Source organism: Pseudomonas sp. NPDC090752 (genome assembly GCF_055584805.1).
On record NZ_JBVJLI010000012.1, the window covers coordinates 1 to 22,354 of the forward strand.

At 60.7% G+C, this 22,354-nt stretch carries 27 protein-coding genes; 8 read left to right on the forward strand and 19 right to left on the reverse strand.

Features of this window, described 5'->3' with window-relative positions; genetic code table 11:
- The coding region (gene bamA / locus ACZ6YA_RS16815; RefSeq protein WP_465898234.1) for an outer membrane protein assembly factor BamA at positions 1–1,323 on the forward strand (1,323 nt) is incomplete at its 5' end.
- Positions 1,324–1,526: 203 nt separating this feature from the next.
- Positions 1,527–1,832 (forward strand): hypothetical protein, encoded by a 306-nt coding sequence (locus ACZ6YA_RS16820; RefSeq protein ID WP_465898235.1) that lies wholly within the window; start codon positions 1,527–1,529, stop codon positions 1,830–1,832.
- Here the strand turns inward: ACZ6YA_RS16820 and ACZ6YA_RS16825 are convergent.
- Positions 1,798–2,271, reverse strand: coding sequence for an isochorismatase family protein (locus ACZ6YA_RS16825; protein ID WP_465898236.1), 474 nt, complete (start codon positions 2,269–2,271; stop codon positions 1,798–1,800). The two genes, ACZ6YA_RS16820 and ACZ6YA_RS16825, sit on opposite strands and share 35 nt — an antisense overlap.
- 212 nt (positions 2,272–2,483) lie before the next feature.
- Here ACZ6YA_RS16825 and ACZ6YA_RS16830 point away from each other — a divergent pair, with 212 nt between their 5' ends.
- Positions 2,484–2,870, forward strand: a complete 387-nt coding sequence (locus tag ACZ6YA_RS16830) for a hypothetical protein (protein WP_465898237.1) — start codon at positions 2,484–2,486, stop codon at positions 2,868–2,870.
- A 93-nt stretch (positions 2,871–2,963) separates the two neighbouring features.
- Here ACZ6YA_RS16830 and ACZ6YA_RS16835 read toward each other — a convergent pair whose 3' ends face one another.
- Positions 2,964–4,283 carry a 2-hydroxycarboxylate transporter family protein gene (locus tag ACZ6YA_RS16835; RefSeq protein ID WP_465898238.1) on the reverse strand — a complete coding sequence of 440 codons (1,320 nt, stop codon included), beginning with the start codon at positions 4,281–4,283 and terminating at the stop codon, positions 2,964–2,966.
- Between the two features lie 121 nt (positions 4,284–4,404).
- On the opposite strand from ACZ6YA_RS16835, the gene ACZ6YA_RS16840 reads away from it, so the two are divergent.
- The gene (locus ACZ6YA_RS16840; RefSeq protein WP_465898394.1) at positions 4,405–5,322 is read left to right on the forward strand and encodes a LysR substrate-binding domain-containing protein; all 918 of its coding nucleotides are present in this window, start codon (positions 4,405–4,407) and stop codon (positions 5,320–5,322) included.
- Between the two features lie 24 nt (positions 5,323–5,346).
- Here the strand turns inward: ACZ6YA_RS16840 and leuD are convergent, their stop codons facing one another.
- The 12 genes from leuD to ACZ6YA_RS16900 all read right to left on the reverse strand — a co-directional run bounded on the left by leuD (position 5,347) and on the right by ACZ6YA_RS16900 (position 16,222).
- Positions 5,347–5,961, reverse strand: coding sequence for a 3-isopropylmalate dehydratase small subunit (leuD, locus tag ACZ6YA_RS16845; protein ID WP_465898239.1), 615 nt, complete (start codon positions 5,959–5,961; stop codon positions 5,347–5,349).
- Entirely contained in the window at positions 5,958–7,379 is a 1,422-nt protein-coding gene (gene leuC / locus ACZ6YA_RS16850; protein WP_465898395.1) for a 3-isopropylmalate dehydratase large subunit, read from the reverse strand. The genes leuD and leuC overlap by 4 nt, the downstream gene beginning before the upstream one ends.
- A 119-nt stretch (positions 7,380–7,498) precedes the next feature.
- On the reverse strand, positions 7,499–8,230 hold the full coding sequence (locus tag ACZ6YA_RS16855; RefSeq protein WP_465898240.1) for an HvfC family RiPP maturation protein: 732 nt from the start codon (positions 8,228–8,230) through the stop codon (positions 7,499–7,501).
- Positions 8,223–9,068, reverse strand: a complete 846-nt coding sequence (locus tag ACZ6YA_RS16860; RefSeq protein WP_465898241.1) for an HvfB family MNIO-type RiPP peptide maturase — start codon at positions 9,066–9,068, stop codon at positions 8,223–8,225. The genes ACZ6YA_RS16855 and ACZ6YA_RS16860 overlap by 8 nt, the downstream gene beginning before the upstream one ends.
- A gap of 64 nt (positions 9,069–9,132) precedes the next feature.
- On the reverse strand, positions 9,133–9,654 hold the full coding sequence (locus ACZ6YA_RS16865) for an HvfA family oxazolone/thioamide-modified RiPP metallophore (RefSeq protein ID WP_465898242.1): 522 nt from the start codon (positions 9,652–9,654) through the stop codon (positions 9,133–9,135).
- A 212-nt stretch (positions 9,655–9,866) separates the two neighbouring features.
- A complete protein-coding gene (locus ACZ6YA_RS16870) occupies positions 9,867–11,813 on the reverse strand; it encodes a response regulator (RefSeq protein ID WP_465898243.1) in 1,947 nt (648 codons plus the stop codon).
- On the reverse strand, positions 11,803–12,675 hold the full coding sequence (locus ACZ6YA_RS16875; RefSeq protein ID WP_465898244.1) for a sensor histidine kinase: 873 nt from the start codon (positions 12,673–12,675) through the stop codon (positions 11,803–11,805). The genes ACZ6YA_RS16870 and ACZ6YA_RS16875 overlap by 11 nt, the downstream gene beginning before the upstream one ends.
- Entirely contained in the window at positions 12,668–13,684 is a 1,017-nt protein-coding gene (locus tag ACZ6YA_RS16880; protein ID WP_465898245.1) for an ATP-binding protein, read from the reverse strand. The genes ACZ6YA_RS16875 and ACZ6YA_RS16880 overlap by 8 nt, the downstream gene beginning before the upstream one ends.
- The gene (locus ACZ6YA_RS16885) at positions 13,675–14,079 is read right to left on the reverse strand and encodes an anti-sigma regulatory factor (RefSeq protein WP_465898246.1); all 405 of its coding nucleotides are present in this window, start codon (positions 14,077–14,079) and stop codon (positions 13,675–13,677) included. The genes ACZ6YA_RS16880 and ACZ6YA_RS16885 overlap by 10 nt, the downstream gene beginning before the upstream one ends.
- Complete coding sequence (locus ACZ6YA_RS16890; RefSeq protein WP_465898247.1) at positions 14,076–14,438, reverse strand: STAS domain-containing protein; 363 nt, start codon at positions 14,436–14,438, stop codon at positions 14,076–14,078. The genes ACZ6YA_RS16885 and ACZ6YA_RS16890 overlap by 4 nt, the downstream gene beginning before the upstream one ends.
- Before the next feature lie 4 nt (positions 14,439–14,442).
- Positions 14,443–15,294 carry an STAS domain-containing protein gene (locus ACZ6YA_RS16895; RefSeq protein ID WP_465898248.1) on the reverse strand — a complete coding sequence of 284 codons (852 nt, stop codon included), beginning with the start codon at positions 15,292–15,294 and terminating at the stop codon, positions 14,443–14,445.
- Positions 15,295–15,457: 163 nt separating this feature from the next.
- The gene (locus ACZ6YA_RS16900) at positions 15,458–16,222 is read right to left on the reverse strand and encodes a hypothetical protein (RefSeq protein ID WP_465898249.1); all 765 of its coding nucleotides are present in this window, start codon (positions 16,220–16,222) and stop codon (positions 15,458–15,460) included.
- A 188-nt stretch (positions 16,223–16,410) separates the two neighbouring features.
- On the opposite strand from ACZ6YA_RS16900, the gene ACZ6YA_RS16905 reads away from it, so the two are divergent.
- Positions 16,411–16,794, forward strand: a complete 384-nt coding sequence (locus ACZ6YA_RS16905) for a tautomerase family protein (protein ID WP_465898250.1) — start codon at positions 16,411–16,413, stop codon at positions 16,792–16,794.
- Between the two features lie 11 nt (positions 16,795–16,805).
- Here ACZ6YA_RS16905 and ACZ6YA_RS16910 read toward each other — a convergent pair whose 3' ends face one another.
- Positions 16,806–16,967: a DUF2986 domain-containing protein gene (locus tag ACZ6YA_RS16910; protein WP_403129336.1), complete on the reverse strand. Its 162-nt coding sequence runs from the start codon at positions 16,965–16,967 to the stop codon at positions 16,806–16,808.
- A gap of 214 nt (positions 16,968–17,181) precedes the next feature.
- Here ACZ6YA_RS16910 and ACZ6YA_RS16915 point away from each other — a divergent pair, with 214 nt between their 5' ends.
- Together ACZ6YA_RS16915 and ACZ6YA_RS16920 are read left to right on the forward strand one after the other, a co-directional pair.
- On the forward strand, positions 17,182–18,240 hold the full coding sequence (locus tag ACZ6YA_RS16915; protein ID WP_465898251.1) for a DUF1835 domain-containing protein: 1,059 nt from the start codon (positions 17,182–17,184) through the stop codon (positions 18,238–18,240).
- A gap of 80 nt (positions 18,241–18,320) precedes the next feature.
- Positions 18,321–18,836, forward strand: coding sequence for an HIT family protein (locus tag ACZ6YA_RS16920; protein ID WP_465898252.1), 516 nt, complete (start codon positions 18,321–18,323; stop codon positions 18,834–18,836).
- Between the two features lie 3 nt (positions 18,837–18,839).
- Here the strand turns inward: ACZ6YA_RS16920 and ACZ6YA_RS16925 are convergent, their stop codons facing one another.
- Positions 18,840–19,475, reverse strand: a complete 636-nt coding sequence (locus ACZ6YA_RS16925) for a LysE family translocator (protein ID WP_465898253.1) — start codon at positions 19,473–19,475, stop codon at positions 18,840–18,842.
- Positions 19,476–19,519: 44 nt separating this feature from the next.
- A complete protein-coding gene (locus ACZ6YA_RS16930) occupies positions 19,520–19,720 on the reverse strand; it encodes a DUF1289 domain-containing protein (RefSeq protein WP_465898254.1) in 201 nt (66 codons plus the stop codon).
- Positions 19,721–20,177: 457 nt separating this feature from the next.
- Between ACZ6YA_RS16930 and ACZ6YA_RS16935 the strand changes: the two genes are divergently transcribed.
- Positions 20,178–20,636 carry a GNAT family N-acetyltransferase gene (locus tag ACZ6YA_RS16935; RefSeq protein WP_465898255.1) on the forward strand — a complete coding sequence of 153 codons (459 nt, stop codon included), beginning with the start codon at positions 20,178–20,180 and terminating at the stop codon, positions 20,634–20,636.
- A gap of 15 nt (positions 20,637–20,651) precedes the next feature.
- Here ACZ6YA_RS16935 and ACZ6YA_RS16940 read toward each other — a convergent pair whose 3' ends face one another.
- Positions 20,652–21,350 (reverse strand): SDR family oxidoreductase, encoded by a 699-nt coding sequence (locus ACZ6YA_RS16940; RefSeq protein ID WP_465898256.1) that lies wholly within the window; start codon positions 21,348–21,350, stop codon positions 20,652–20,654.
- A gap of 48 nt (positions 21,351–21,398) precedes the next feature.
- Complete coding sequence (locus ACZ6YA_RS16945) at positions 21,399–22,283, reverse strand: LysR substrate-binding domain-containing protein (RefSeq protein WP_465898257.1); 885 nt, start codon at positions 22,281–22,283, stop codon at positions 21,399–21,401.
- Positions 22,284–22,354 lie beyond the last annotated feature (71 nt).

Genomic DNA, 22,354 nt, shown 5'->3' on the forward strand with positions numbered 1-22,354 from the left:
GTCAACCGCATCAACTACCGCGGCAACACCAAGACCGAAGACGAAGTGCTGCGCCGCGAAATGCGCCAGATGGAAGGTGGCTGGGCCTCGACCTATCTGATCGACCAGTCCAAGACCCGTCTGGAGCGCCTGGGCTTCTTCAAGGAAGTCAACGTCGAAACCCCGCAGGTAGCCAGCACCGACGACCAGGTCGACGTCAACTACAGCGTCGAAGAGCAGGCTTCCGGCTCGATCACCGCCAGCGTCGGCTTCGCCCAGAGCGCCGGCCTGATCCTCGGCGGTTCGATCAGCCAGACCAACTTCCTCGGTACCGGTAACAAGGTGTCGATCGGCCTGACCCGCTCCGAATACCAGACCAAGTACAACTTCGGCTTCACCAACCCCTACTTCACGGCTGACGGTGTCAGCCTGGGCTACAACCTGTTCTACAGCAGCACCGACTACAGCGACTACTACGACGACGGCGTCTCCTACTACGCCATCAACAGCTATGGCGCAGGCGTCAGCCTGGGCTACCCGATCAGCGAAACCTCACGCCTGACCTACGGCCTGACCCTGCAGCACGACGACATTTCCCCCGGCACCTACAGCGCCGATGAGATCTACGACTTCATCCAGCGCGAAGGCGAGAGTTTCAACAACCTCAAGGCCTCGATCGGCTGGTCCGAATCGACCCTGAACAAAGGCGTGCTGGCGACCCGTGGCCACTCGCAGAGCCTCACGCTGATGGCCACGACACCCGGCAGCGACCTGTCGTTCTATAAGCTCGACTACAACGGCCAGACCTACCTGCCGCTCAGCGACCGCACCACCCTGCGTCTGCATACCAGCCTGGGTTATGGCAATGGCTACGGCTCCACCGACGGCCTGCCGTTCTACGAGAACTACACCGCCGGTGGTCAGGGTTCGGTGCGCGGCTTCAAGGATGGGTCGCTGGGGCCGCGCAACACACCGGCGACCGGCACCTATGCCAGCGCCGGCCAGGCCTATTACTCTGACCGCGACACCGATGCGTTGGGCGGTAACATCCTGGTGACCGGCGGCGCCGAGTACATCTTCCCGATGCCCTTCATCAAGGACCAGCGCCAGTTGCGCAGTTCGGTGTTCGTCGATGCCGGCAACGTGTATTCCGACACCTGCTACCTGTCCACCACGCAAGGGTGTGGCAGCGTGGGCCTTGATCAGTTGGCGGTGTCACTGGGCGTCGGAGTGACCTGGTACAGCCCGATGGGGCCGCTGACGTTCAGCCTGGCCACACCGGTGAAGAAGCCGGAGGGCGCTGAAACCCAAGTATTCCAGTTCTCGCTGGGGCAGACGTTCTAACTCCGCCGCGGCTGGACACCTAACCTGTAGGAGCGGATTTATCCGCGAAGCCAACGACGCGGTGGATGGCACCGGCTTCGCCGGTGTTCGCGGCTGAAGCCGCTAGTACGAGGTATTACCCGCTTTTACTCCGGCTTAACCCAAATTGACAGTCCGCTTTTCTAAGCTGGCGTCCCCTAGAATTCGCCTGGCAGACTCTCTCCATGCAACAAGAAGAAATAGACCTGGTTCAGCAAAGCCTGGCCAGCCTTCTCCCCCCACACTACGCGATAATCCTGGCCGTCAGTAACGACGGTCAGTACCACCTGGCGATCCAGGATGCCGGCAGCGATTGGTCGCTGGAAGACAGCGGCAGCATCAACCCGGACTTTGCCGAGCGCATGCTGACCCTGGGCAACCAGCTCAAGGCGATGCTCGAATCAGAAACGTTCAAGCACATGGCCAGCCATGCCCCCTCTCGCCCGCTGGTCTGGATCAGCGACCGGCCAGCACCTCGGCCCGAGTGGTGAGTTTGCCGAAATGGTGCTTCCACAGTTCGATCCCCAGCTTGCCTGAGCGGTCCAGGGAAGACCCCACCGTCAAGTCTGTGATCAACGTCGGCATCAAACCCGCATCGAACAGTGCGAAGCCGGCGGCCAACACGCAGGTCTCGGTCTGCAGCCCGCAGACCAGCACCCGCTCGGCACCTAGCTGGCAGATGTAGTCGAGGGTCTCGGCGGTCTGCCCATAACCGTGCTTGATAAAGACCTTGTCGGCCTCGACCAGGCTCTCGTCTTCTGCCGCAGGGTGCCAGCCGAGTTGCCGATTGAACGGGGTCGCCTGCTCGTCATGCAGCTCGACCGAGGCGATGGTCGGGATCGTCGCGGATAATGCACGCACGCCGTCCACCAGCCACTCCGGCGGGCTGAATGTGGACTGGACATCGACGATTAGCAAAACCTGCCGCATGAACTTCTCCGGGGCATTGGCAAAGGCGCGAAGTATACCGCTCAAGCCAGGCCTTGAGCGCATTCTGCCAACTGTCGGTAGCACAGCCTTGCCATTTAAGTAGCGGTTTTCCCGAACTTTTTCCGCTTTGCTGGTCTATGTGATCAGGCTCATGCAGCTTTTCCCTAGCGCATGGCCTAACGCCCAATTTCCAGCAGAGGTTGTCTTCGCTCATGAAAATCCATGTCCCACGGATAGTGCTGTTCGGCCTGTTCGCGTTCGCGGCAATGGGCTCGGCATCTGCAACACCCATGAAGGCGTCAACGCCAGTCCCAGTAACCGAAGTAACGCCTGTGCAGGCCCCAAACAACCCCTGGCCGAGCCTGGCAAGCGTGACCGCACAGCAGCCCGCCACGCTGCTGGCCCATGATGACCGTTACCACCACGACGGCTACCGGCATGACCGTCGTGACGACTGGCGCCGCGAGAACTGGCGCCGGGAGCAATGGCGTCGGGAGCAGGCGCGCCGTGAAGCCGAACGCCGCCGCGACTGGCAGCGCCACCATGATCGGGCCATGCACCATCGTTATGAGGCCGACCACCACTACTATCGCCGCTAGCTCAGGTCGAGACTGGCTCCACGTCCTCCGTACGCCTGTTGCTTGACGGGCTGGCACCAACGGCACGTTCGCCCAATGCCTGGCCTTCACCCCTCAGTGCCAAAGTCCCAACAGGAGGGTGGCGCCAATAACGGTCGAAGCGCCACCGATACGCGTAGAAATCTGAGCAAAAGGCATCAGTGACATGCGGTTGCAAGCAGAGAGGATCGCGACATCACCGGTGCCGCCCAAACCACTGTGGCAACACGTCACGATGGCTGACTCGATGGGGTACATGTTCAGCAGGTTGCCGACCAGGAAACCTGCTAGCGCCATGGCGACCACGACCGCGATACACACCATGACATAGCCGACCGAGAACACACTTGCCACGCTTTCCAGCGGCACATACAGCATTCCCAAGCCAATCATCGTTGGCCAGATAAACACGGTCGAAACCAGTTTGTAGAACTTCTTGCTGCCGTTTTCCAAGCGATCAGGCAGTACCCGCAGGTATTTGAACAAGACAGCTACAACGATCATCATGACCGGGCCGGGGATATGAACCACTTTCTCCAGCAGGCCGCCCAGGACAAAGAAGGCACAAATCAGCAGGACCCCGGCTCCCATGTAACGGAAGTCGATGCCATTGTCGTCCTGCTCTTCGACTTTGAACTTGTCGTTTTCTTCTTTTGCGCGAATCAGGACACCGTCACCATTCAGATGGGGCTTGCGGCTAGCGAGCCGGGCGAGGACGCCCGCACAAATGATCGCCACAATATTGCCAACCACCGCCGCGGGGACCAACTGCGCTACAAATTGCTCTGGGGTGCCTCCCAAGATATGCGCATAAGCCAATGACAGCGGCAAGATACCCTCACCAATGCCACCGCCAATGATGGGGACAATAATGTAGAAGACCGTATGGTGCACGGTATAGCCGAAGCCAACACCTACGAGAATGCCTGCCGAAATCGCGGCTACCGTACCCGCCACCAGCGGAACGAACATACGGATCATACCCTGCACCAGAATCGTACGATTCATCCCCAGGATGCTGCCAACGACCAGGCTGGCAATGACGAAATAAAGAAAGTTGGCATCCTTCATCAGCATCTTGGTGGCATCGATAGTCGCGCTACCGAAGAAACCGTGGAACACCAGTACGGAGGGAAGCAATAAACAGAGAATCGCGCCGCCGCCAATATCTTTGAGGATGGGTAAGCGCTGCCCGATCTGCCCCAGGAGCATACCCAGCGTCATGATGACGGCCAAGCCACCGATCATGCTCTTGGGCAACAATCCAAAATGGGCGGACATGAACACAATGATCGAGATACCCAGGAAATACGGAAGTGGGATCACCCCGATTTCGTACTCCATCAATGCGCTGAAGCGGCGCTTGGGTTGAGAGGCAAGGGTAACGGAGGTCATACGGAAGTCCTCGATTATTGTTGTGTGAGGAGAAATGCATCGGCTCGGATCACGGGTTTCCGAGACTAAGCCCATGCTATCCTTTGACGAACCGTGGAAAAATACGAACTCCATAAAGCCTATGAACACGATTCATGAAGAAACACCGCTACCTGACGACCTGCGGGTGTTCCTCACCGTTATCCGCAAATCCAGCTTTGCAGGCGCTGCAGCAGAGCTACAACAATCGCCTGCCTACGTGAGCAAGCGCATCAAGATTTTGGAGGAAACACTGGGGACGAAGCTCATCCATCGATCAACCCGCCGTATAGCCCTGACCGATACCGGCGTGCGGGCCGAGCAATGGGCGACCAGAATCCTCAATGACATTGATGATTTCATGGGTGATCTGAGCCAGGTGCGCAAGGCGCCAAGGGGCCGTCTGCATATCTGTAGCAGCTTCGGCTTCGGACGAAACTACGTAGCGCCAGCCATCGCCGAGCTGGCAATCGAGTACCCAGACCTTGAAGTGCGTGTCGATGTATTCGATCGTGTCGTTGACATCGTATCCGAAGGCTTCGACCTGGAAATTCGTGTGGGCGATGACATCCCAGGTCAGCATATCGGCCGGCAACTCGTGGCCAATCGGCGGGTGATCTGTGCCACCCCTGAATACTTGGCGCGCAGGGGCACACCTCACACAATCGAAGACTTGGCGGATCACGACTGCCTGGTACTGAAAGAGCGTAATAACAGCTTTGGTGTGTGGCAGTTGCGTAACGGCCAGAAAACAATCGCGGTACGGGTAAACGGCCAATTGTCTTCAAACAACGGTGAAATCGTTTTGCAGTGGGCACTCAAACACCGTGGCTTGTTACTCCGTTCTATGTGGGACGTTAAACCGCTGCTCGAACAGGGCCGACTGGTGCAAGTGCTACATGATTACAGTCAAAGCGCGAATGTCTGGGCGGTCTACCCTACCCGGCTTGCAGAGTCAGGGAAGCTGCGGGCATGCGTTGAGTTCCTCGAAGCATGGTTCAGTCGACTGAGGGCAGACTGAACCACACCCCGGGCGTTCATCTTTTCAGGCCAACCAAGGATTGCTTTGAAGGTGGCGCGATTCGAACGCACGGATCTCTTCATGGCGCTGGAGCGTTGTGCCGATAGCATCGAGCCCAAGCATCAGCGCCTCCTTCCGCAGTGAGTCGATGGTGAAGGCAATAGCGCGACCATCCACCAACAAAATGTGCTGTGCTTCAAGATCAATTGCGATGCATGCGCTACCTGGCTCACCCACGACTTGGCCCAGCTCTTTCAATTCGGTGGGTGACAGCTCAATGGTCAGCACCCCATTGCGCTGGCAGTTGTCGTAGAAAATACCTGCAAAGCTTGTACCGATCAGCGCACGGATGCCGAGCTGCTTGAGCCCCCACACCGCATGCTCGCGACTGGACCCACAGCCAAAATTAGGCCCGACCACCAGGAATGAGGCGTTATTCCACGGCGCCTGGTTCAACACGAAATCTGGATGAGCAGTGCCGTCTGCGAGGAACCGCAGATCGAAGAACACCCCTCGGTCCAACCCACTGCGGTCGATGCCTTTGAGAAACTGCTTGGGCATGATCACGTCGGTATCTACGTTGGCCGCCAGCATTGGCGCTGCGTGGCCCTCTACGAATTTGAAAGGTTCCATGTTCATGCCTCCAACGCCAAAGAACGTACATCGACCAAGTGGCCAGTAACCGCGGCTGCGGCAACCATTGCGGGGCTCATGAGGTGAGTGCGGGCGCCTGCCCCCTGACGACCTTCGAAGTTGCGATTGGTACTGGATGCGCAGCGGTCACCGGGATTGAGCACGTCATCGTTCATGGCCAGGCACATCGAGCAACCAGACTGTCGCCATTCGAAGCCCGCATCACGGAAGACTTGTGCAAGCCCCTCAGATTCAGCTTGGTCACGGACCAACGTAGAGCCTGGGACGATCATGGCGCGCACACCCTCTGCGACCGTGCGCCCCTTCACCACCCGCGCTGCGTCGCGCAGATCTTCGATCCGGGCGTTGGTGCACGATCCAATGAACGCATGGCTGATTTGAATACCTTCCAGAGGAGCGCCCGGCTGCAACCCCATGTAACGCAATGCGCGTTGCAGGTCCTGCCGGAGAATGAGATCAGGCTCCTGCAAGGGATCGGGTACGGTATCGGTGATGGACGCTGCTTGATCCGGGCTGGTGCCCCACGTGACCATCGGCTGCAGGTCAGCGATATGCATCCTGACTTCTAGATCGAACGCAGCCTCAGGATCGGAGTAAAGGGTTTTCCACTGTTCAACCGCCGCCTCCCACAGGGCGCCCTTCGGCACACGTGGTTTGCCGTCGAGGTAGGCGAAGACCTTCTCGTCGGGCGCCATGAAGGCACCCCGAGCGCCCGCCTCGACCGCCATGTTACAGATGGTCATGCGCGCTTCCACACTCAACGCGCGGATGGCTGGCCCGGCGAATTCGATGGCGTATCCCGTTGCCCCGGCAGCGCCAATCTGGCGAATGAGTTCCATGATGATGTCCTTGGACACCAACCCGCGTCCAGGTACGCCTTCCACCGTGACTCGCATGGTTTTCAGGCGTTTGTACACCAGGGTTTGGGTGGCCAAGAGGTGCTCGATTTCCGAGGTGCCGATGCCGAACCCGAACGCACCGAGCGCACCGTAGGTGGTGGTATGACTGTCACCGGCAGCCACGACCATGCCTGGAAGGATGAAGCCCTGCTCTGGGGCGACCACATGCTCGATGCCTTGGCGCTTGTCCAACACGTCGAACAGCTCGATGCCGAAATCACGACAGTTCTGTTCGAAGTAACTGACCTGAAGTGCGCCTCCGGCATCAGGCATGTCGGCAATACGCTCCGGGGCTGTGGGGTTGACGTGGTCGACCACGCACAGCGTCGCGGATGGCCTCCAGACTTTGCGCCCCGCCTCGCGCAGCCCGCTGAACGCTTGGGGGCTGGTGTACTCGTTGGCGACTTGACGATCGATGTACAGGAGCACATGCCCCTGATCGTCCAGCTCACAGACGGCGTGGGAGTCGATGTGCTTCTGGTAAAGCGTTCTTGGGGTGCTGATCACGAGTACGTACCCTTGTTGTTAATCACTGCGATGGCAGCGTTAACAACAGGATATCCATACAAAATCGAGCATCAACTGGCATTCAGTGCACTATAAGTTCACATTTCGTGAATCACTCATCGCTTCGTGTGCACTATGTTTTGAGATCTGAGGTTATGCATCAGCTCCAGCCCCTGAGACTCAATGTCTTTAAGCTCGATGTCGGCAAGCGCTGCCAACGCTGCAAGGTGCTCACGGCCACTGAGCTGCTGCCCTTGTATCGACATCAGCAACGCATGAGCCAGTGGCGCCAGGCGCGAGAAGTGCACCTTGAAGTCGGCACCACGGCTGGCCAGCAGCAGGGTTGGCTCCGTCGGCGCCAGCAGAGGAATGTTCCCAGGGCCAATGTGGCTGACTGGCCAGGTATAGGCCAGCGGCACAGCCAGGTTGGACAGCAGCGGCACACCCTCGAGCAGATCCCCATCAGGGTCATGCTCGGGCTCGCTATCGTCGCTGAGCAACAACACCGTCTCGATCCATTCGTAATGGGCCAGCTCTGCCACCCAGCCGGGAAGGTCGGCACGGGTTTGCAGGTAGCCCACCAGCTCACCGGCCACCTCGGTGAACAACGGCGTCTGGCAACGATGGTTGGTGTAGAAATCTTCGATCAGCGCCTGCCACCGCGCGCTCGTCAGGCTGGCATGCAACACTGGGAAGCTGCCGGCCAGCAGCGACTGCATGTTGCCGAAGAACAGTTGCCGATAAACCCCTAGGCGCCGTGCCTCGATACCCGGCGGCGGCGGGTTGGCCTGCGGGTCTCGAATGAAGCCAGTCATGCGCAACTGCTGCTCGCGCAGGGTCTCAGCCATGGCGCACCTCCGGCGCTTGGGCGGCGAATTGCAACCCGCGGATGCAGTCCACTTCAGTCAGCAATTCGGGCAACGACGGTAAGTTGAAGTCGCGCTCCAGCAAGGTCGGCACGCTACCCAGCTGCTGGTAGGCACTGGCCAGCAGGCTCCAGACATCCGCCTTCACAGGCGCACCGTGGGTATCGATCTTCAGGTCCGGCGCTTCGTCGTAGTGCCCGGCCACGTGCAGGCACGCCACGCGCTCGGCCGGCACACGGGCGAGGAAATCGGCAGCGTCATAGCGGTGATTGCAGGCATTGACGATCACATTGTTGATGTCCAGCAGCAGGTCGCAATCGGCCTCGTCGAGGACCGCGCGAAGGAAATCGATTTCGCTCATCGCCTGGTAGGGCGCGGCGTAGTAGGAGATGTTCTCCACCGCAATGCGCCGACCAAGGGCATCCTGCACTTCCCTGATGCGCGCGGCAGTGTGGCGCACTGCTTCGTCAGTGAAGGGCATGGGAATCAGGTCGTAGAGATGGCCGTCATCGGCGCAGTAACTCAGGTGTTCGCTGAACAGCGGCACGTGGTAACGGTCGAGAAAATCGCGGATTTGGCGTAGGAAGGCATGGTCGAGTGGTGCTGGGCCACCAAGCGATAATGAAAGGCCGTGGCAGGCCAGCGGATAACGCTCGGCCAGCTGTGCCAGGCCTTTGCCGTAGCTACCGCCTACGCCAATCCAGTTGTCCGGGGCACATTCGAGAAAGTCCACGGCGCCAGGGGCCATGGTCAACAATTCAGGCAACAACCCACGACGCAGGCCAAGGCCGGCACCTTGCAGAGAGAGAGTAGTGCTCATGGATGGATCCTTTAGACGCAGCGCCCTCCCCGGCCAATCAGCGCGGGAAGGATGCCGGTTGCGGTCAGTTCTTGGCTTGGCTCAGCTTGCTGTACAGGTCGGTCGGGAACGGGTTGCCATTGGCGTCGAACTGGTGCTTGCGGAACTGGAACACCTCGCCCTCGGACAGGTAGCCGTCGTGGTTGGCATCGATCGCGTCGAATTCGGCGTTGGCGCCCGGCGCCACGGCCAGCAGCTCGGCACGGGAAACGCGGCCATCGTGGTCGGCATCGGTACGGGCGAAGGAGGCATCGCCGCACTTGCCTTCACCGCATTTACCTTCGGCCTGAGCAGCCTTGCCCGCAGCGCCGCTGGCGCCACATTTGCCCTCGCCGCATTTGCCTTCGCCCTGGGTGGCTTTGGCCTTGGCAGCGCCGGCGCCGCATTTGCCCTCACCGCACTTACCCTCTGCGGCCTTCTCGGCGGCAGCGAGCTGGTAGCCCTGGGGCAGCGCTTCAACGGCGAACGCCGAGGATGCCAGGTTGATACCGCCGACCAGGGCAATGCTCAACAGGCCAAGGCGGGTCGTGTTAGGGAAGCGAGTCATGGTGTGTCTCCGGATTGTTGCGCAGCCAGGATGCGCGGTCATGCCTCTAGGGCGAAAGAGCCAGAACAACAGGCCTATGGGCTGTTCGTTCGGGTTGGCTCATTTGGCCCGAGGCATGTATCCGTGACGTATCCGCAAGGAACGGCATTTGTAAGCAAGGAAGCGAGACGCTGGGCTAGATACAGAGTGATACATACTGCCTGCCCTGTCTTTCAGCTGACATGACCTAGCGTTTTCTGCACCTTGGCCAGCAGCTCACCGGTCTGGAAGGGTTTGATCAGCAGGTCCATGCCGGTGTCGAGGAATGCCTGGCGCTCCAGCGCCGTCTCGGCATAGCCCGTCATGAACAGCACCGGCAGTCCGGGCCGGTAGGTCCGCGCCATGTCGGCCAGTTCCCGGCCACTGATGCCTGGAAGTCCGACATCGGTCAGCAGCAGCTCGATGCTGACGTCTTCACGCAAATGATCCAGGGCTTGCTCGATGGTCTCGGCGAGGGTGCAGCGGTAGCCCGCATCGGCCAGCACCTCGGCCAGCGACAAGCGAACCGAGGCCATGTCCTCAACCACCAGCACATGCTCGCCCGCCCCCGTTTGCTCAGGTTGTGGGTTGCATTCTTCGCGGGCCACCTCTTGGTTGCTGGCAGGCAGCATCAGGGAAACCTCGGTGCCTTGCCCCGGAACACTGCGCAGCGCGACATGCCCCCCGGACTGGCGAGCGAAGCCGTAGATGGTCGACAACCCGAGCCCGGTACCTTGCCCCACCGGCTTGGTAGTAAAGAACGGGTCGAATACTTTTTCCAGCAGCGCCGGTTCGATGCCGCAACCATCGTCGCGCACCGTCACCGCGATATAGGGGCCATCCTGCAGATTGGGGTCGCCGTGCGACCACGCGGCGGCGGTACTCACCCAGATCTGCCCACCTTTGGCCAACGCATCGCGGGCGTTGATCACCAGGTTGAGCACCGCGCTTTCGAGCTGGATCGGATCGACCAGGGCGATCGTAGGCTCGCTGGACAGCATCAGCGTCAGCACGATGCGTTCGCCGATGGTCCGGGTAAGCAATTCTTGCAGCGACCGCACTCTCTCGTTGATGTCCACCGGGCGGGTGTCCAGCGGCTGCTGACGGGCGAAGGCCAGCATGCGATGGGTCAGCGACGCGGCGCTCATGGCCGACGTGAGGGCGGCATCGGCGTAGCTTGGCACTTTCTCCACACGGTTCTGCGCCACGCGCTTGCGGATCAGCTCAAGGCTGGTAATGATGCCCGTCAGCAGGTTGTTGAAGTCATGGGCAATACCTCCGGTAAGGCTGCCCAAGGCGTCCATCTTCTGCAATTGCAGCAGTTGCGCCTCGGAGCGCGCCCGCTGCTCCACTTCCCGCGCCAGTTGGCTATTGGCATCGTCCAGGCGTGCCAAGTGCGAGCGCTCGCGGTGCCGATGCTCGGTGACATCCTCGACAAACACCAGGCATAGCCCGGGTGCCCGATAGGGTGAAAGTTGCCACTCGGTTTCTCGCGGCTGGCCGCCCACAGTCATGCTCAGATTGCCGCGCCAGCGCTGGCCATCGGCCAAGTGCTGGCGCAATGCGCCCAGGGTTGTCTGCTGGTCGTCCGCGAAGCATTCCTGCAATGCTTCGGGGTTACGGTTATCTTCAAGCAGCAAGGCGAAGGCCTGGTTGCATTCATGGACTTTCAGCTCGGCATCCAACACGGCGATGGGTGCGGAAACATTGCTGAAAATCTCGCGAAACCTTGCCTCGCTGTCACGCAATGCCCGCTCGGTGTCGCGCACCCGCAGCAGGGTACGCAGGGTCGCGACCAGCACGTCGGGGTCCACCGGATGCACTAGGTAAGCATCGGCGCCGGCATCCAGGCCAGTAATGATGTCCCCGGTCTGAATCGACGCCGCCGACACGTGAATCACCGGCAACAAGGCGGTCGCCGGGTCCGCGCGCAGCAATCTGACGATGTCGAAACCACTCATGTCGGGCAGGTTCACGTCGAGAATCAGCGCATCGATCGGTTCGCTGTGAATCAACGCCAAGCCATCGCCACCGGTACCGGCCTCCATTACCTGGTAATCGTGCATCGCCAAACGTCGGCGCAGTGCGTAACGTGTGGCCGCATTATCGTCGACGATCAGCAGGCGAACATCAGCGTTCATCAGCGCGCTCCTCGGCCAGCGCCAGGGGGAGAATGACAAAGAACGACGAGCCAACGCCCGGTGCGCTGTCCACGCCCACCTCGCCGCCGAGCAGTGCGGCGAAGCGCTTGCACAGCGAAAGGCCCAGGCCGGTGCCACGCAGGCGCTTCTGCAGTGGCGAGTCGAGCTGGGCGAAATCTTCGAACAACCCACCGAGCAATTCAGGTGCAATGCCGATACCGGTGTCACTGACGGCGAATCGGACCTGGTCGCTGCCATGCAATTGCGCCGAAACCCGTACTTCGCCGCGAGTGGTGAACTTCAGCGCATTCGAGATGAAGTTGCGCAGGATCTGCCCCAGTTTCTTGTCATCGGTAAACATCCTCGGCAAACCCTGCGGCTCTTCGAAGATCAGGTCAACGGTGCCGGTGTCGACGATCGGGCGGAACATGCCGCGCAGGGCGGCGAACAGGTCGAGCATGTCGAACCAGGCAGGCGAGATGGTAATACGACCCGCGTCGATCTTGGCAAGGTCGAGCAGATCATCGACCATGTCGCTGAGCTCGCGCGTTGCGGTATTGATGAATGCCACCTGCAATTGCTGCTCCTTGCTCAACGGCCCGTCCACCTCATCGGCGAGCAGGCTGGTAATGCTCAGGATCGAGCCCAGCGGCGTGCGGAACTCATGGCTCATGTAGGACAGAAAACGGCTCTTCAAGTCCGAGGCCTGGCGCAACTGCTCGGCCTGTGTGTCCAACTCGGCATAAAGCGCCAGTACCCCCTGGTTGGTGTCCTCGAGCTCGGCGCGCAAAGCCTGATTCTCGGCCTGCAAGCGTGCCACATCGGCCAGTAGGGTGCCGCTGTCGGGCATTGGCTCAGCCATGCACGGCCTCCAGATCAATGACAAGTACCGTCACGTCGTCCCGACCACGGCAGAAATCGCGATGCAGCACAGCGGCGATCACTGCCGGATGACGGTAAACGAGGCCGGGATAGGCTTGAAGATTCCAACGGGACTGCAGGCCGTCACTGAACATGATCAACAGGTTTCCCTTCACGTGAGCGTAGTCGAACACTTGGCCCTTGCGGTATTGACCGCCGACGATACCCGGGTGCGAAGCCAGGCCACGTGGCCGCTCACCGCCCACAAGCGTCGCGCCGATATTGCCGATGCCGATGAATGTGAGGTTGTCACGGGAGAGGTCGTACTGGGCAATGGCGACTGCCCCACCGCGGGTGCCCGCCATGGCATGGTGCAGCTCTGCCAACAGAGGCTCCGGCGCACTGAACGGGCTTTGGGTAAAAGCCTGGACACCGGCCTTGGCCGCACGCTCAGCCTCCTCGCCGTGGCCAAGGCCGTCTACCACCAAGGCGCTCAGGCGATCATTGGCCAGCGCTACGTGCCAGCTGTCACCACACGCAGGGTCGTCGTGCAAGGAATGCTGACTGACACCGATACGCACGTCTTCGCCCTGTACGCCTTGACGGTAAAGACGCGCCAGTACCACAGCACCCCGCCCATCGGCATGGACGTCGAACACTTGCGCCAACCGGCTGACCGCGCCAAGACCAGTGCCCTGGGTGCCAACGGTGGAGTAGCCATCGACCAGGCAACGGTGCACGTCGAAACCTTGCGCGCGATCCACGGCAACCAGTTCGACTCCAGGGTGATTACCGTGGGCAAGCACGCGCACGTGCAACTCGCCGCGCTGGGCATGCTTGAGCACGTTGCTGGCCAGCTCGGTGGCCACCAGGGCGGCTCGTTCGGCATCGGCGACGCTGAAGCCCTGCTGCTCGGCGAGCATGCGCACTTCCCGACGTGCATGGCCGACCTGGCTGGCATCGTCAAGCTTCAAGACCTGCGTCAGGGTCGCCGCCAGGTTCAGGTCCATCGGGTGATCGTTACCCGGGTACCTTGCCCGGGAGCGGTGTCGAGTTCGAATTCATCGACCAGGCGTCGAGCACCGGTCAGCCCCAGGCCCAGCCCGCCGCCCGAGGTCCAGCCATCGGTGAGGGCCAGCTTGACGTCGGCAATGCCTGGACCCTCATCACGAAATACAAGGCGCACGCCAACACGCCCGGCCTCTTCGATGACCGTCCAGTCCATATCGCCACCCCCGCCATACACCACGGTGTTGCGGGCCAGCTCACTGACTGCCGTGACCAGCTTGGTAAGGTCCACCAGGCGCATGCCACAATCGCTGGCGATCTTGCGTGTGAGCTGGCGGGCCAGTACCACGTCCTGTTCGATGCGCACCGGCTGGCTACCGCTTTCGCGAGTGTTCATGCGCGGCCCACCCGCTGACGTAGCAGGTTCATGCCACGGTCGACATTGAGTGCGGTGCTGACCCCGGGCAGGGTCAGGCCAAGCTCCACCAGGGTGATCGCCACTGCCGGTTGCATGCCCACCAGCACGGTTTCGGCGTCCATGATCCGCGACAGGCCAGAGATACTGGCGATCATCCGGCCAATGAACGAGTCGACCATGTCCAATGCGGAGATGTCGATCAGCACGCCTCGGGCCGACGTGTGGTCGATGCGCTCGGTCAGGTCTTCCTGCAGCTGTAGGGCCAATTGATCATGCATGTCGACCTGGATGGTCACCAGCAGGAACTCGCCCATTTGCAGAATGGGAATGCGTTCCATCAGCTCACACTCGCTCGCCGTAGGCCGTGCCCAATCGCGCCAGCGCCAGCTTCAGCGCATCGGCGAGGTTGGATTTGGTGGTCAGCGTACCCAGGTCCAGGCCCAGGTGCACGATGGTCTGGGCAATCTGCGGACGCACGCCGCTGATGATGCAATCGGCGCCCATCAGACGGATGGCCGTCACAGTTTTGAGCAAGTGCTGGGCCACCAAGGTGTCCACCGTGGGTACACCGGTGATGTCAATGATGGCGATCTCAGAGCCGGTATCGACGATCCGCTGCAGCAGTGATTCCATCACGGTCTGGCTGCGTTGCGAATCCAGGGTGCCGATCAGCGGCAAGGCCAGTACGCCGTCCCACAGCTTGACCACGGGGGTGGACAGCTCCAGCAGCTCTTCCTGTTGGCGCTTGATCACTGCCTCGCGGCTTTTCTGGTACGTGCCGATGGTGTGCAGGCCCAACGCATCGAGCAGCTGCGACACCTCCCACAATTGCTCGGCGAGCAACGCCGGTTGCTCTCGGTAATGGTCTTGCAGCAGCGTGAACAGCGGGCCTTTGAGAGCGAAGATGAAGTAAGCGGTCTGATGGGACTCCTGACCCGCCTGCGCACGGCTGGCAGACAGCTTCTCAAGGAAACGGCGAATCTCGTTCCAACCTTCTGCCGCAATTTGCGTACCGTTCTCGTTACGCAGGCCGTCGATGATCAGCTGCAGAAAATCACGGGTGTCCTGACGCACGTCCTGTTCGCGGACATTTCGAGTTGCACCGTTAGCTTCCAGCGCGCCCAGCCAGTCGCCGACTAATTGCGCCTGATTGCCAACGATCGCGTCCAACGTGCTGTTGTGCAGTGCTGCCATGTGCGGTTTGCTCCTGAAAATGACAAGCCGATGAAATGATCATCTTGCCGGCTTGGAAAAATGACATCGGTCGATCTAAATAGTTGTGGCTTGGCCGAATAATTTCATTGCGCCATCTGCTGTGCCGCTAACTTTAGGCCAAGTTCAAGGCTAGCGGTTGGCTTCAACGCCGATCCAGCACCTTCGCCAGCACGAACGTGGCCACCACCGCCAGCACCACTGCAGCCGCGATGGACGGCACCGTGCCCAGCGTCACGATCGTGCTCTTGACGGCCAGGTAGAAGCCCAGGACACCCACCGCGCCGATAGCATTGCCGCGCACGATCGCTCCCAGTTCGTGGTGGCCACCCTGTACATGAGTGAACACTGCCAAGGGCCAGGCGATCACCGGGATCGGCGCCAGCAGTCCGCTGGCCACCGGCCCCAGCCATTGGGCGCTGGCGGTGATTGCCACCAACAGCAAGGTGGCTGTAAGCATGCGCATCGGGATTACCCAGCGCGGCAATGCAACCACCTTGGCTGCAGGGGCCTCAGCCTTTTGTGAGGCGACGACGATGATCAGCGTGAGCAGTAGCACTGTCACGGCGACCGACAATGCCACTACCCCCAGCCGGCTCATCGCGAACGCGGTTGCCGCGTAAACCGCCAGGGCCGCGATGCAGCCGGTGAATGCCGATACCCGCTTTGTTACCAGGAAGTAGCACAGATAGGCCGCCTGTACCGCCGCCAGCCCAGCCAGTGCACCCGGTACGGCCTGCAATGCAAAACCCGGCCCCTGTTCCAGGCTGAGGAACAGCATGACCAACGCCGAGGTGACGGGCAGCCCAGACAGCAGGCCACCGATCTGGGTGCCCCAGCGTCTGGCCGCCAGCGAGATTGCCAGCATGAGTGTGGGGGTGATGAGGAACTTGAGGTAGAAGACAGTCATCGGGCGCTATATCAAAGATAAATACAGGAAGATGCCCCTTGCGCTGTACGGTAGGCAGACGGGCAACCCATGCTAATGCAACGCTCGTGGCATTACTCAGGTTTTTACTTCCACCGTCCGGTCACGCGCTTGCGGCTCTTTCAGCCTTGGCTAAGCTCGCAGGTGTTGAATGGCCAAGGAGCCCCGCTATGCCTCTGGTACGCATCGACATCAAACGGCATACCGACCCCACCCATCTGCAGTCGATTGGCAAGGTCGTCTATGCTGCCCTGAAGCACACCATCAACGTTCCCGACCACGACAACTTCCAGATACTGACCGAGCACGACGGCGATCGTCTGGTCTATGACCCGCAGTACCTGGGCATCCAGCGCACGGATGGCCAGGTGTTCATCCAGATCACCCTCAGCGAAGGGCGCACGCTGGAACAGAAGAAAGCGCTGTACCTGGCCATCGCCGAAGGGCTCAACCGCGACGTGGGCGTGCGCATGGAAGATGTGTTCATCAACCTGGTCGAAGTGCGCAAGGAGAACTGGTCGTTCGGCAACGGCATCGCGCAATATGCCCTGTGAATTTCACGCGTTCAGCTAGCCGTGCCTTGCTCGCCAGCGGCTTCAGCTTCTGCTTCCATTTTCAACCTATCGGCCTTGCAGATGTACTTAGGTTTGCTTTTCGGTGCCAGTTTGGCCGCAGCCTTTTTCTGGTGGGCTTTCAGTAGCTGATTGATTTTCTTGCGTCGGTTCATGGTGCCACTCGGTGTGCAGGTTTGATCGGACTGCACACATCATACGCGCGCACCTGGGAAACGTAACATTGATTCACCTCGCGCTTGCCGCTAGAGTCTGCCCTGGGCGTTCGCTGCGCCTGCGGTCCGCGCAAAGGGGTTGCCCAAGCCATGCTTCATCACCTTTCATTCCAGCTCCCGGCTTGTCGGCGGACCGAGCCTCAAAGGAGTTGGCATGCCCGCCATCCACAGCTGGCCGAAGCTCAAGGCTCATGCAGATGCCGTCGCCTTTGCGGCGCGCCACCCACGTTTCAGCGCCGATGGCGAGGCCAGCGTGCAGCATTGGCGCTGCGGCAATGACATCGCCCACAGCTTGCGCATTGCGGGCTTCAGCGGTGCGTTTCAAATGTTCGTCGATCCGATGGTCATGGGACCGGTACCGGCACTGCCAGAAGACCAGTACTGGCAGGTGCGTGCCGCCTACACGCAGCAGGCATTCAACCTTGACCCCGTGCACATCGAACAGCGGCAGGCCAATCAGCGCGCGGCATTGGCACAGCTGAACGCCGACAGCGAAATGGTCCTCTGGTGCGAAGGAGACGCCTACGACCAGCTGTTTCTGGTTCGTGTTCTGGCAAGCCTGCCCTGCCTTGCGCGACGGCTCGAACTGATCGAAATCACTGAGGTACCTGGTGTCGAGCGTTTCATCGGCATTGGGCAACTGGCCCCCGACCTGCTTGCCTGGCTCTGGCCGCAACGGCGGGCCTTGGGTGAAGACGCGCTGGTGTTGGCGAAGCAGGCGTGGGCGGCCTATACCGCCCCGGACCCTCGCGCCTGGGCAAGCCTTGCGGGCCAGGACCACCCGTCTTTACCGCGCTTGAAAGCAGCATTGGCGCGACAGCTGCAGGAGCTGCCTGGGGTGAACGACGGCCTGAGTCTCACGGAGCGTTTGCTGTTGCGTATTCTCGCGCAAAAAGGCGAACTGCCCGCTGGCCGCGTCTTTGCTCAGCTGATGATGCACGATGAACCGCTGCCTTACCTGGGCGACCAGATGTTTCACGTGCTGCTGCAACCGTTGATCCATGCACCGCGCCCGTTGCTGCTGGAAGGGCCGGGTGAGGCCTGGGCGCAGCGAACCTTGCGGCTGACTGAACTTGGCCAGAGCATCCTGAACGGGCTAGCCAATTGGCTTGATCAGGCTCCCCCACCACGCTGGGTAGGCGGGGTCCTGATCAATGCGGAAAAAATGCCATGGGTAGTCAGCGAACAAGGCGACGTTTCGCAGCGAGGTTGATATCGACGCCTGATGCCACGGGTGCGGACACTGACGTGCCGTCTTGCTACTCTGCGCCAGACTTCACTCAAGGCCTCGATATGGATATTGCGCCTCGCTTCATCTTGCACGAATCTAGGCACTGGATTGTCAACCATCGTGTGGACAGTGCATTGCCTGGTTACCTGATGCTCAGCGCAAAGCAGAAGATCAATACCTTGTCAGCTCTACCCTTGGAAGCACTGGCAGAGTTGGGTGTTCTGCAGGCCAGGATCCAGGAGACGATTGAAAGCCAGCTCAAGCCCAAACGCCTTTACATCAGCCGTTTCGGGCATGAAGCCGGCTTTTCGATTCACTTCCATTTCATCCCCGTGTACCCCTGGGTTGAAACGATGTTCTGGGAGGACGAACGCTACCGGTCGCTGCAAGCTTTTGGCTCGATTGAAAGCGCACAACCCCAGACTGACGGCGCTGAATTGACACTATTCGTTTGGCGAGAGTTTTGTGAGCGCCCTGACCCGCCGCGGGTTCAGGGCCCTTCGGTCGATAAGGTGATTGCCACTCTGTGTAGTGCATTCAAAGACAGCTTTACCCGTGAAGCGCGTAAAGCGCTGTGATAACTAGCTCGTCTGCCTGCGCATGGCCAAAATCGCCGCGCCAAAACCGATGAACGTAGTCCCCACCACGCGGTTCACCCAACGCGAAGATTCAGGCCGGGTCAACACACCCTTGGCCCGCGCAGCAAGCGCGGCGTAAAGGCTGAGCGACCCCAGCGACAAGGCCACGAAGATGCCGGTCAGGGTCAGGAACTGCGGCAGCAATGCCGCGCCCTGGTCGATGAACTGCGGGAACAAGGCGGTGAAGAACATCGTCGCCTTAGGGTTGGTCACCGCAGTCAGGAACGCCGACTTGTAGAGCTTGAGCGGGGTTGGCTTGCTGGCACTGGCCTGGGTTGTGTCCACTTGTGCCGAGCTTTTCTTGAGCAGTTGCCGAGCGCCAAGGTAGAACAGGTAGCCTGCGCCGATGATCTTCACCGCGTTGAACAGCATTTCGGAGCTGGCAAGCAACGCACCCAGACCGAGCATGGCCGCCGCCGACAGGCAGAACAGACCACTGCCATTGCCCAACGACGACCATATGGCACTGCGCTGCCCATGGGCCAGGCTGTTGTTGATGGCCATCAGGGTAGCGGGGCCGGGGCTGGCAATGGCGATTGCGGCGACCAGGGTGAAGGCAAGAAGCGAGTGCGGGTCCATGTTGCAGGCTCGGTAAAATGCGGGGCGTGCAGTTTAGCAGTTAATCAGTCACTGCCCTTGCGCTTGGCGTTTTTCTTGACGATGGCCTTCATCCGCGTAGCGGCCCGCTGCACCGTGGCCATCTTTTCCGGGCGTTTCATGCCGCGCCATTTGCGGATTTCCTCGCGCGTGCGGCCGCAGCTCACGCACAGCTCGCTGTTGAGCTGGCAGAGCGAGACGCAGGGGTTGTCGATGTCCTTGGCCATGGGCGGCTCCGTTTGCGGGGCACGCATCATACGCCGACTGGCCAAGGACGGCGATCGCACATCCTCAGGCGACCGCCACTGCCTGCCTGCGACGCCACGCGAGGCGTCCAACAGTGATGGCCCAATTCGCCAGCGCAATCACCAGTAGCAGTTGCAAGGGTGTACGGGCATGCCGGCCTGAACAATGACCTTGCCAGCAGGTAGCTGCTGAAGCAGAACAGGCCGAACAGACGATTGACAGGCGCCTGGCTGGCGGGGGATTTCGAGGACATCGGGCATTCCTTGTCGGGCAAGCGGGCCTGTCGGCGCCGGCTTCCCGTTTGTTTTTATTGGCCGTTCTATCACGTGCCTTGCGCCGCTTGGATATGAAATCAGCGAAGTGAAGCGTGGCAAGCGCTCACCTATCGGCATGGTGTGTGTAAACATCACCCCCTCGCCCACCCTCGGAACTACCAGGATGCACTCAGCCTTATCTATTCGCCGAGCGGATATGGCCGACGTCGATGCCATTACCGCACTGGTTCATGAAGCCTACACGCCCTATATCGCCAGGATTGGCAAAGCGCCAGCGCCGATGCTGGATGACTACCGCCAGGTGGTTGCCGAAGCCGAGGTGTATGTGGCTCTGGATGCTGCACGGATTGTCGGAGTGCTGGTGATGAGCCGCGAAGGCAGCGAGATGCTGCTGGTGAATGTGGCGGTCCTCGCCGCGTGCAAGGGCCAGGGCATTGGCAAGCAGTTGATGCTTATTTGCGAGGCGCAGTCACGGCTGGCCGGGTGCGGTGCAATCCGCCTCTATACTCATGAGCGCATGACCGAGAATATCGAGATTTACCGCAAGTTGGGCTACGTGGAGACCCACCGGGCGCAGGAGCAGGGTTTTGCCCGGGTGTTCATGCGCAAACAACTGGCCTAGTGGGTCAGCCTGCAATCACGGTTGCTGGCGGGTAGCGCAGACCACGATCTCACGCACGCACACCGATTGCGGCTGGCCATAAGCGAAGCCGATCACCTCAGCGATGGTGTCGGCAGCCAACACCCCGCCCATTTCCTGCTTCCAGTCGTCATAACCGGCCTTGATGGCATCGTCGGTAGTGTGGCTCAGAAGCTCGGTATCGACCGCCCCTGGCTCGATGGTGATGACCCTTACGTTGCTTGGCGACAGCTCTTCACGCAGGTTTTCGGAAAGCCCGGTAACGGCGAACTTCGTGCCGACATAGGCGACATGATTCGGGAAGGCCTTGCGCCCCGCCACCGAGCTTACATTGATGATGGTGCCGTGCTCGCGCTCGACCATGCCGCTGGCCACGGCATGGATGCCATTGAGCAGGCCGCGGACGTTGACGTCGAGCATGCGGTCCCATTCGTTCGGATCCTGGCTGGTGATGCTGCCCAACAGCATCACCCCGGCGTTGTTGATGATTGCATCCACCGGGCCGAAGCGTTGCTCGGCCTGAGCTACTGCCGCCAGTAGCGCCTCGCGATCAGTGATGTCGACAGACAGCGCCAGGGTGTTGGGCAGGCCCAGTTGCGCCATCGGTTCCAGGCGACGGGACAGTAGAAGCAGTGCATGCCCACGCTGGGAAAGCAGTTTGGCCGTCGCCAGACCAATGCCCCTGCCGTCGGGCAACCTGGTGCATGAAGGGCCGGCGATCCCGCGATCGCCACAGCTGACGCGCTATTGGGCCAAAGCCGCCAGCTCCGACTCCAGCAATTCAAGAAAGACCCTGACCCGCGCAGGCACATAGCGCCGCGTCGGCATCACCGCCCATACCGACAGCTGCTCAGCCCCGGCATCCGCCAGTTCGATCTCGACCAATGAACCGTCACGCAGCTGCTGATACACATCCCAGTACGCCAGCATGGCAATCCCCAGCCCCTGCACTGCCGCAGCCCTGACCGCGTCGACACTGCTGGTGCTCACGCGCCCGTTCACTCGCCGCCGTTGCAATACGCCGTCGATGATGAAAGGCCAACGCGGCACCGCCTGCAGCTGGATGCACTGGTGCTCCTCCAACGCTGCCAGGCAGGGCGGCTGGCCATGGCGCTGCAGGTAGGCGGGCGCGGCGCACAGTACCCTGGGGTTGGGTGCCACGCGCCGCGCTACCAGTTCGGAGTCGGCCAATGGCGCAACGCGCAAGGCCAGGTCGAACCCCTGCCCGACGATATCGACCACTCGGTCGGAGACATCCAGGTCGATACGCAACTCAGGATGTTGCTCAAGCAACCGCGGCAGCATCGCCAACACGATCGACTGGCCAAATACGCTGGGCGCCGTCACGCGCAATACGCCGGACACCTTGCTCGATGCCGGGCGCAGCTCGCTCAACGCCGTGTCTTCGGTATCGGTCAGGGTCTGCGCGTAGGGCAGGAATGCTTCACCTTCGGCGGTGAGCGATACCGAGCGCGTGGTGCGGTGGAACAGCCGCGCCGCCAGTTCCTCTTCCAGTGCGGCAATACGCCTGGAAACCTGCATCGGCACCAGGCCAAGCTGACGCCCTGCTGCCGAGAGGCTGCCCGCAGCCACCACGGCAAGAAAGATACGCAGATCGGCTATCAGCATGATTACATCCTTTTCAGTTAAAGCAGCTTCACGCCCCAACGGATTGGTCTGCACCTTTTGAACCCCTAATC

Excerpts from the sequence above, each read along its gene's own strand:
- ACZ6YA_RS16895 (WP_465898248.1), bottom strand. The coding sequence starts at position 15,294 with ATGGCAGCACTGCACAACAGCACGTTGGACGCGATCGTTGGCAATCAG.
- ACZ6YA_RS16840 (WP_465898394.1), top strand. The coding sequence starts at position 4,405 with ATGAACACGATTCATGAAGAAACACCGCTACCTGACGACCTGCGGGTG.
- ACZ6YA_RS16925 (WP_465898253.1), bottom strand. The coding sequence starts at position 19,475 with ATGGACCCGCACTCGCTTCTTGCCTTCACCCTGGTCGCCGCAATCGCC.
- ACZ6YA_RS16825 (WP_465898236.1), bottom strand. The coding sequence starts at position 2,271 with ATGCGGCAGGTTTTGCTAATCGTCGATGTCCAGTCCACATTCAGCCCG.
- ACZ6YA_RS16820 (WP_465898235.1), top strand. The coding sequence starts at position 1,527 with ATGCAACAAGAAGAAATAGACCTGGTTCAGCAAAGCCTGGCCAGCCTT.
- ACZ6YA_RS16875 (WP_465898244.1), bottom strand. The coding sequence starts at position 12,675 with ATGGCTGAGCCAATGCCCGACAGCGGCACCCTACTGGCCGATGTGGCA.
- ACZ6YA_RS16945 (WP_465898257.1), bottom strand. The coding sequence starts at position 22,283 with ATGCTGATAGCCGATCTGCGTATCTTTCTTGCCGTGGTGGCTGCGGGC.
- ACZ6YA_RS16915 (WP_465898251.1), top strand. The coding sequence starts at position 17,182 with ATGCCCGCCATCCACAGCTGGCCGAAGCTCAAGGCTCATGCAGATGCC.
- ACZ6YA_RS16855 (WP_465898240.1), bottom strand. The coding sequence starts at position 8,230 with ATGGCTGAGACCCTGCGCGAGCAGCAGTTGCGCATGACTGGCTTCATT.
- ACZ6YA_RS16890 (WP_465898247.1), bottom strand. The coding sequence starts at position 14,438 with ATGGAACGCATTCCCATTCTGCAAATGGGCGAGTTCCTGCTGGTGACC.
- ACZ6YA_RS16910 (WP_403129336.1), bottom strand. The coding sequence starts at position 16,967 with ATGAACCGACGCAAGAAAATCAATCAGCTACTGAAAGCCCACCAGAAA.
- ACZ6YA_RS16860 (WP_465898241.1), bottom strand. The coding sequence starts at position 9,068 with ATGAGCACTACTCTCTCTCTGCAAGGTGCCGGCCTTGGCCTGCGTCGT.
- ACZ6YA_RS16835 (WP_465898238.1), bottom strand. The coding sequence starts at position 4,283 with ATGACCTCCGTTACCCTTGCCTCTCAACCCAAGCGCCGCTTCAGCGCA.
- ACZ6YA_RS16885 (WP_465898246.1), bottom strand. The coding sequence starts at position 14,079 with ATGAACACTCGCGAAAGCGGTAGCCAGCCGGTGCGCATCGAACAGGAC.
- ACZ6YA_RS16865 (WP_465898242.1), bottom strand. The coding sequence starts at position 9,654 with ATGACTCGCTTCCCTAACACGACCCGCCTTGGCCTGTTGAGCATTGCC.
- ACZ6YA_RS16920 (WP_465898252.1), top strand. The coding sequence starts at position 18,321 with ATGGATATTGCGCCTCGCTTCATCTTGCACGAATCTAGGCACTGGATT.
- ACZ6YA_RS16870 (WP_465898243.1), bottom strand. The coding sequence starts at position 11,813 with ATGAACGCTGATGTTCGCCTGCTGATCGTCGACGATAATGCGGCCACA.
- leuD (WP_465898239.1), bottom strand. The coding sequence starts at position 5,961 with ATGAACATGGAACCTTTCAAATTCGTAGAGGGCCACGCAGCGCCAATG.
- ACZ6YA_RS16930 (WP_465898254.1), bottom strand. The coding sequence starts at position 19,720 with ATGGCCAAGGACATCGACAACCCCTGCGTCTCGCTCTGCCAGCTCAAC.
- ACZ6YA_RS16935 (WP_465898255.1), top strand. The coding sequence starts at position 20,178 with ATGCACTCAGCCTTATCTATTCGCCGAGCGGATATGGCCGACGTCGAT.
- ACZ6YA_RS16905 (WP_465898250.1), top strand. The coding sequence starts at position 16,411 with ATGCCTCTGGTACGCATCGACATCAAACGGCATACCGACCCCACCCAT.
- ACZ6YA_RS16880 (WP_465898245.1), bottom strand. The coding sequence starts at position 13,684 with ATGGACCTGAACCTGGCGGCGACCCTGACGCAGGTCTTGAAGCTTGAC.
- ACZ6YA_RS16900 (WP_465898249.1), bottom strand. The coding sequence starts at position 16,222 with ATGACTGTCTTCTACCTCAAGTTCCTCATCACCCCCACACTCATGCTG.
- ACZ6YA_RS16830 (WP_465898237.1), top strand. The coding sequence starts at position 2,484 with ATGAAAATCCATGTCCCACGGATAGTGCTGTTCGGCCTGTTCGCGTTC.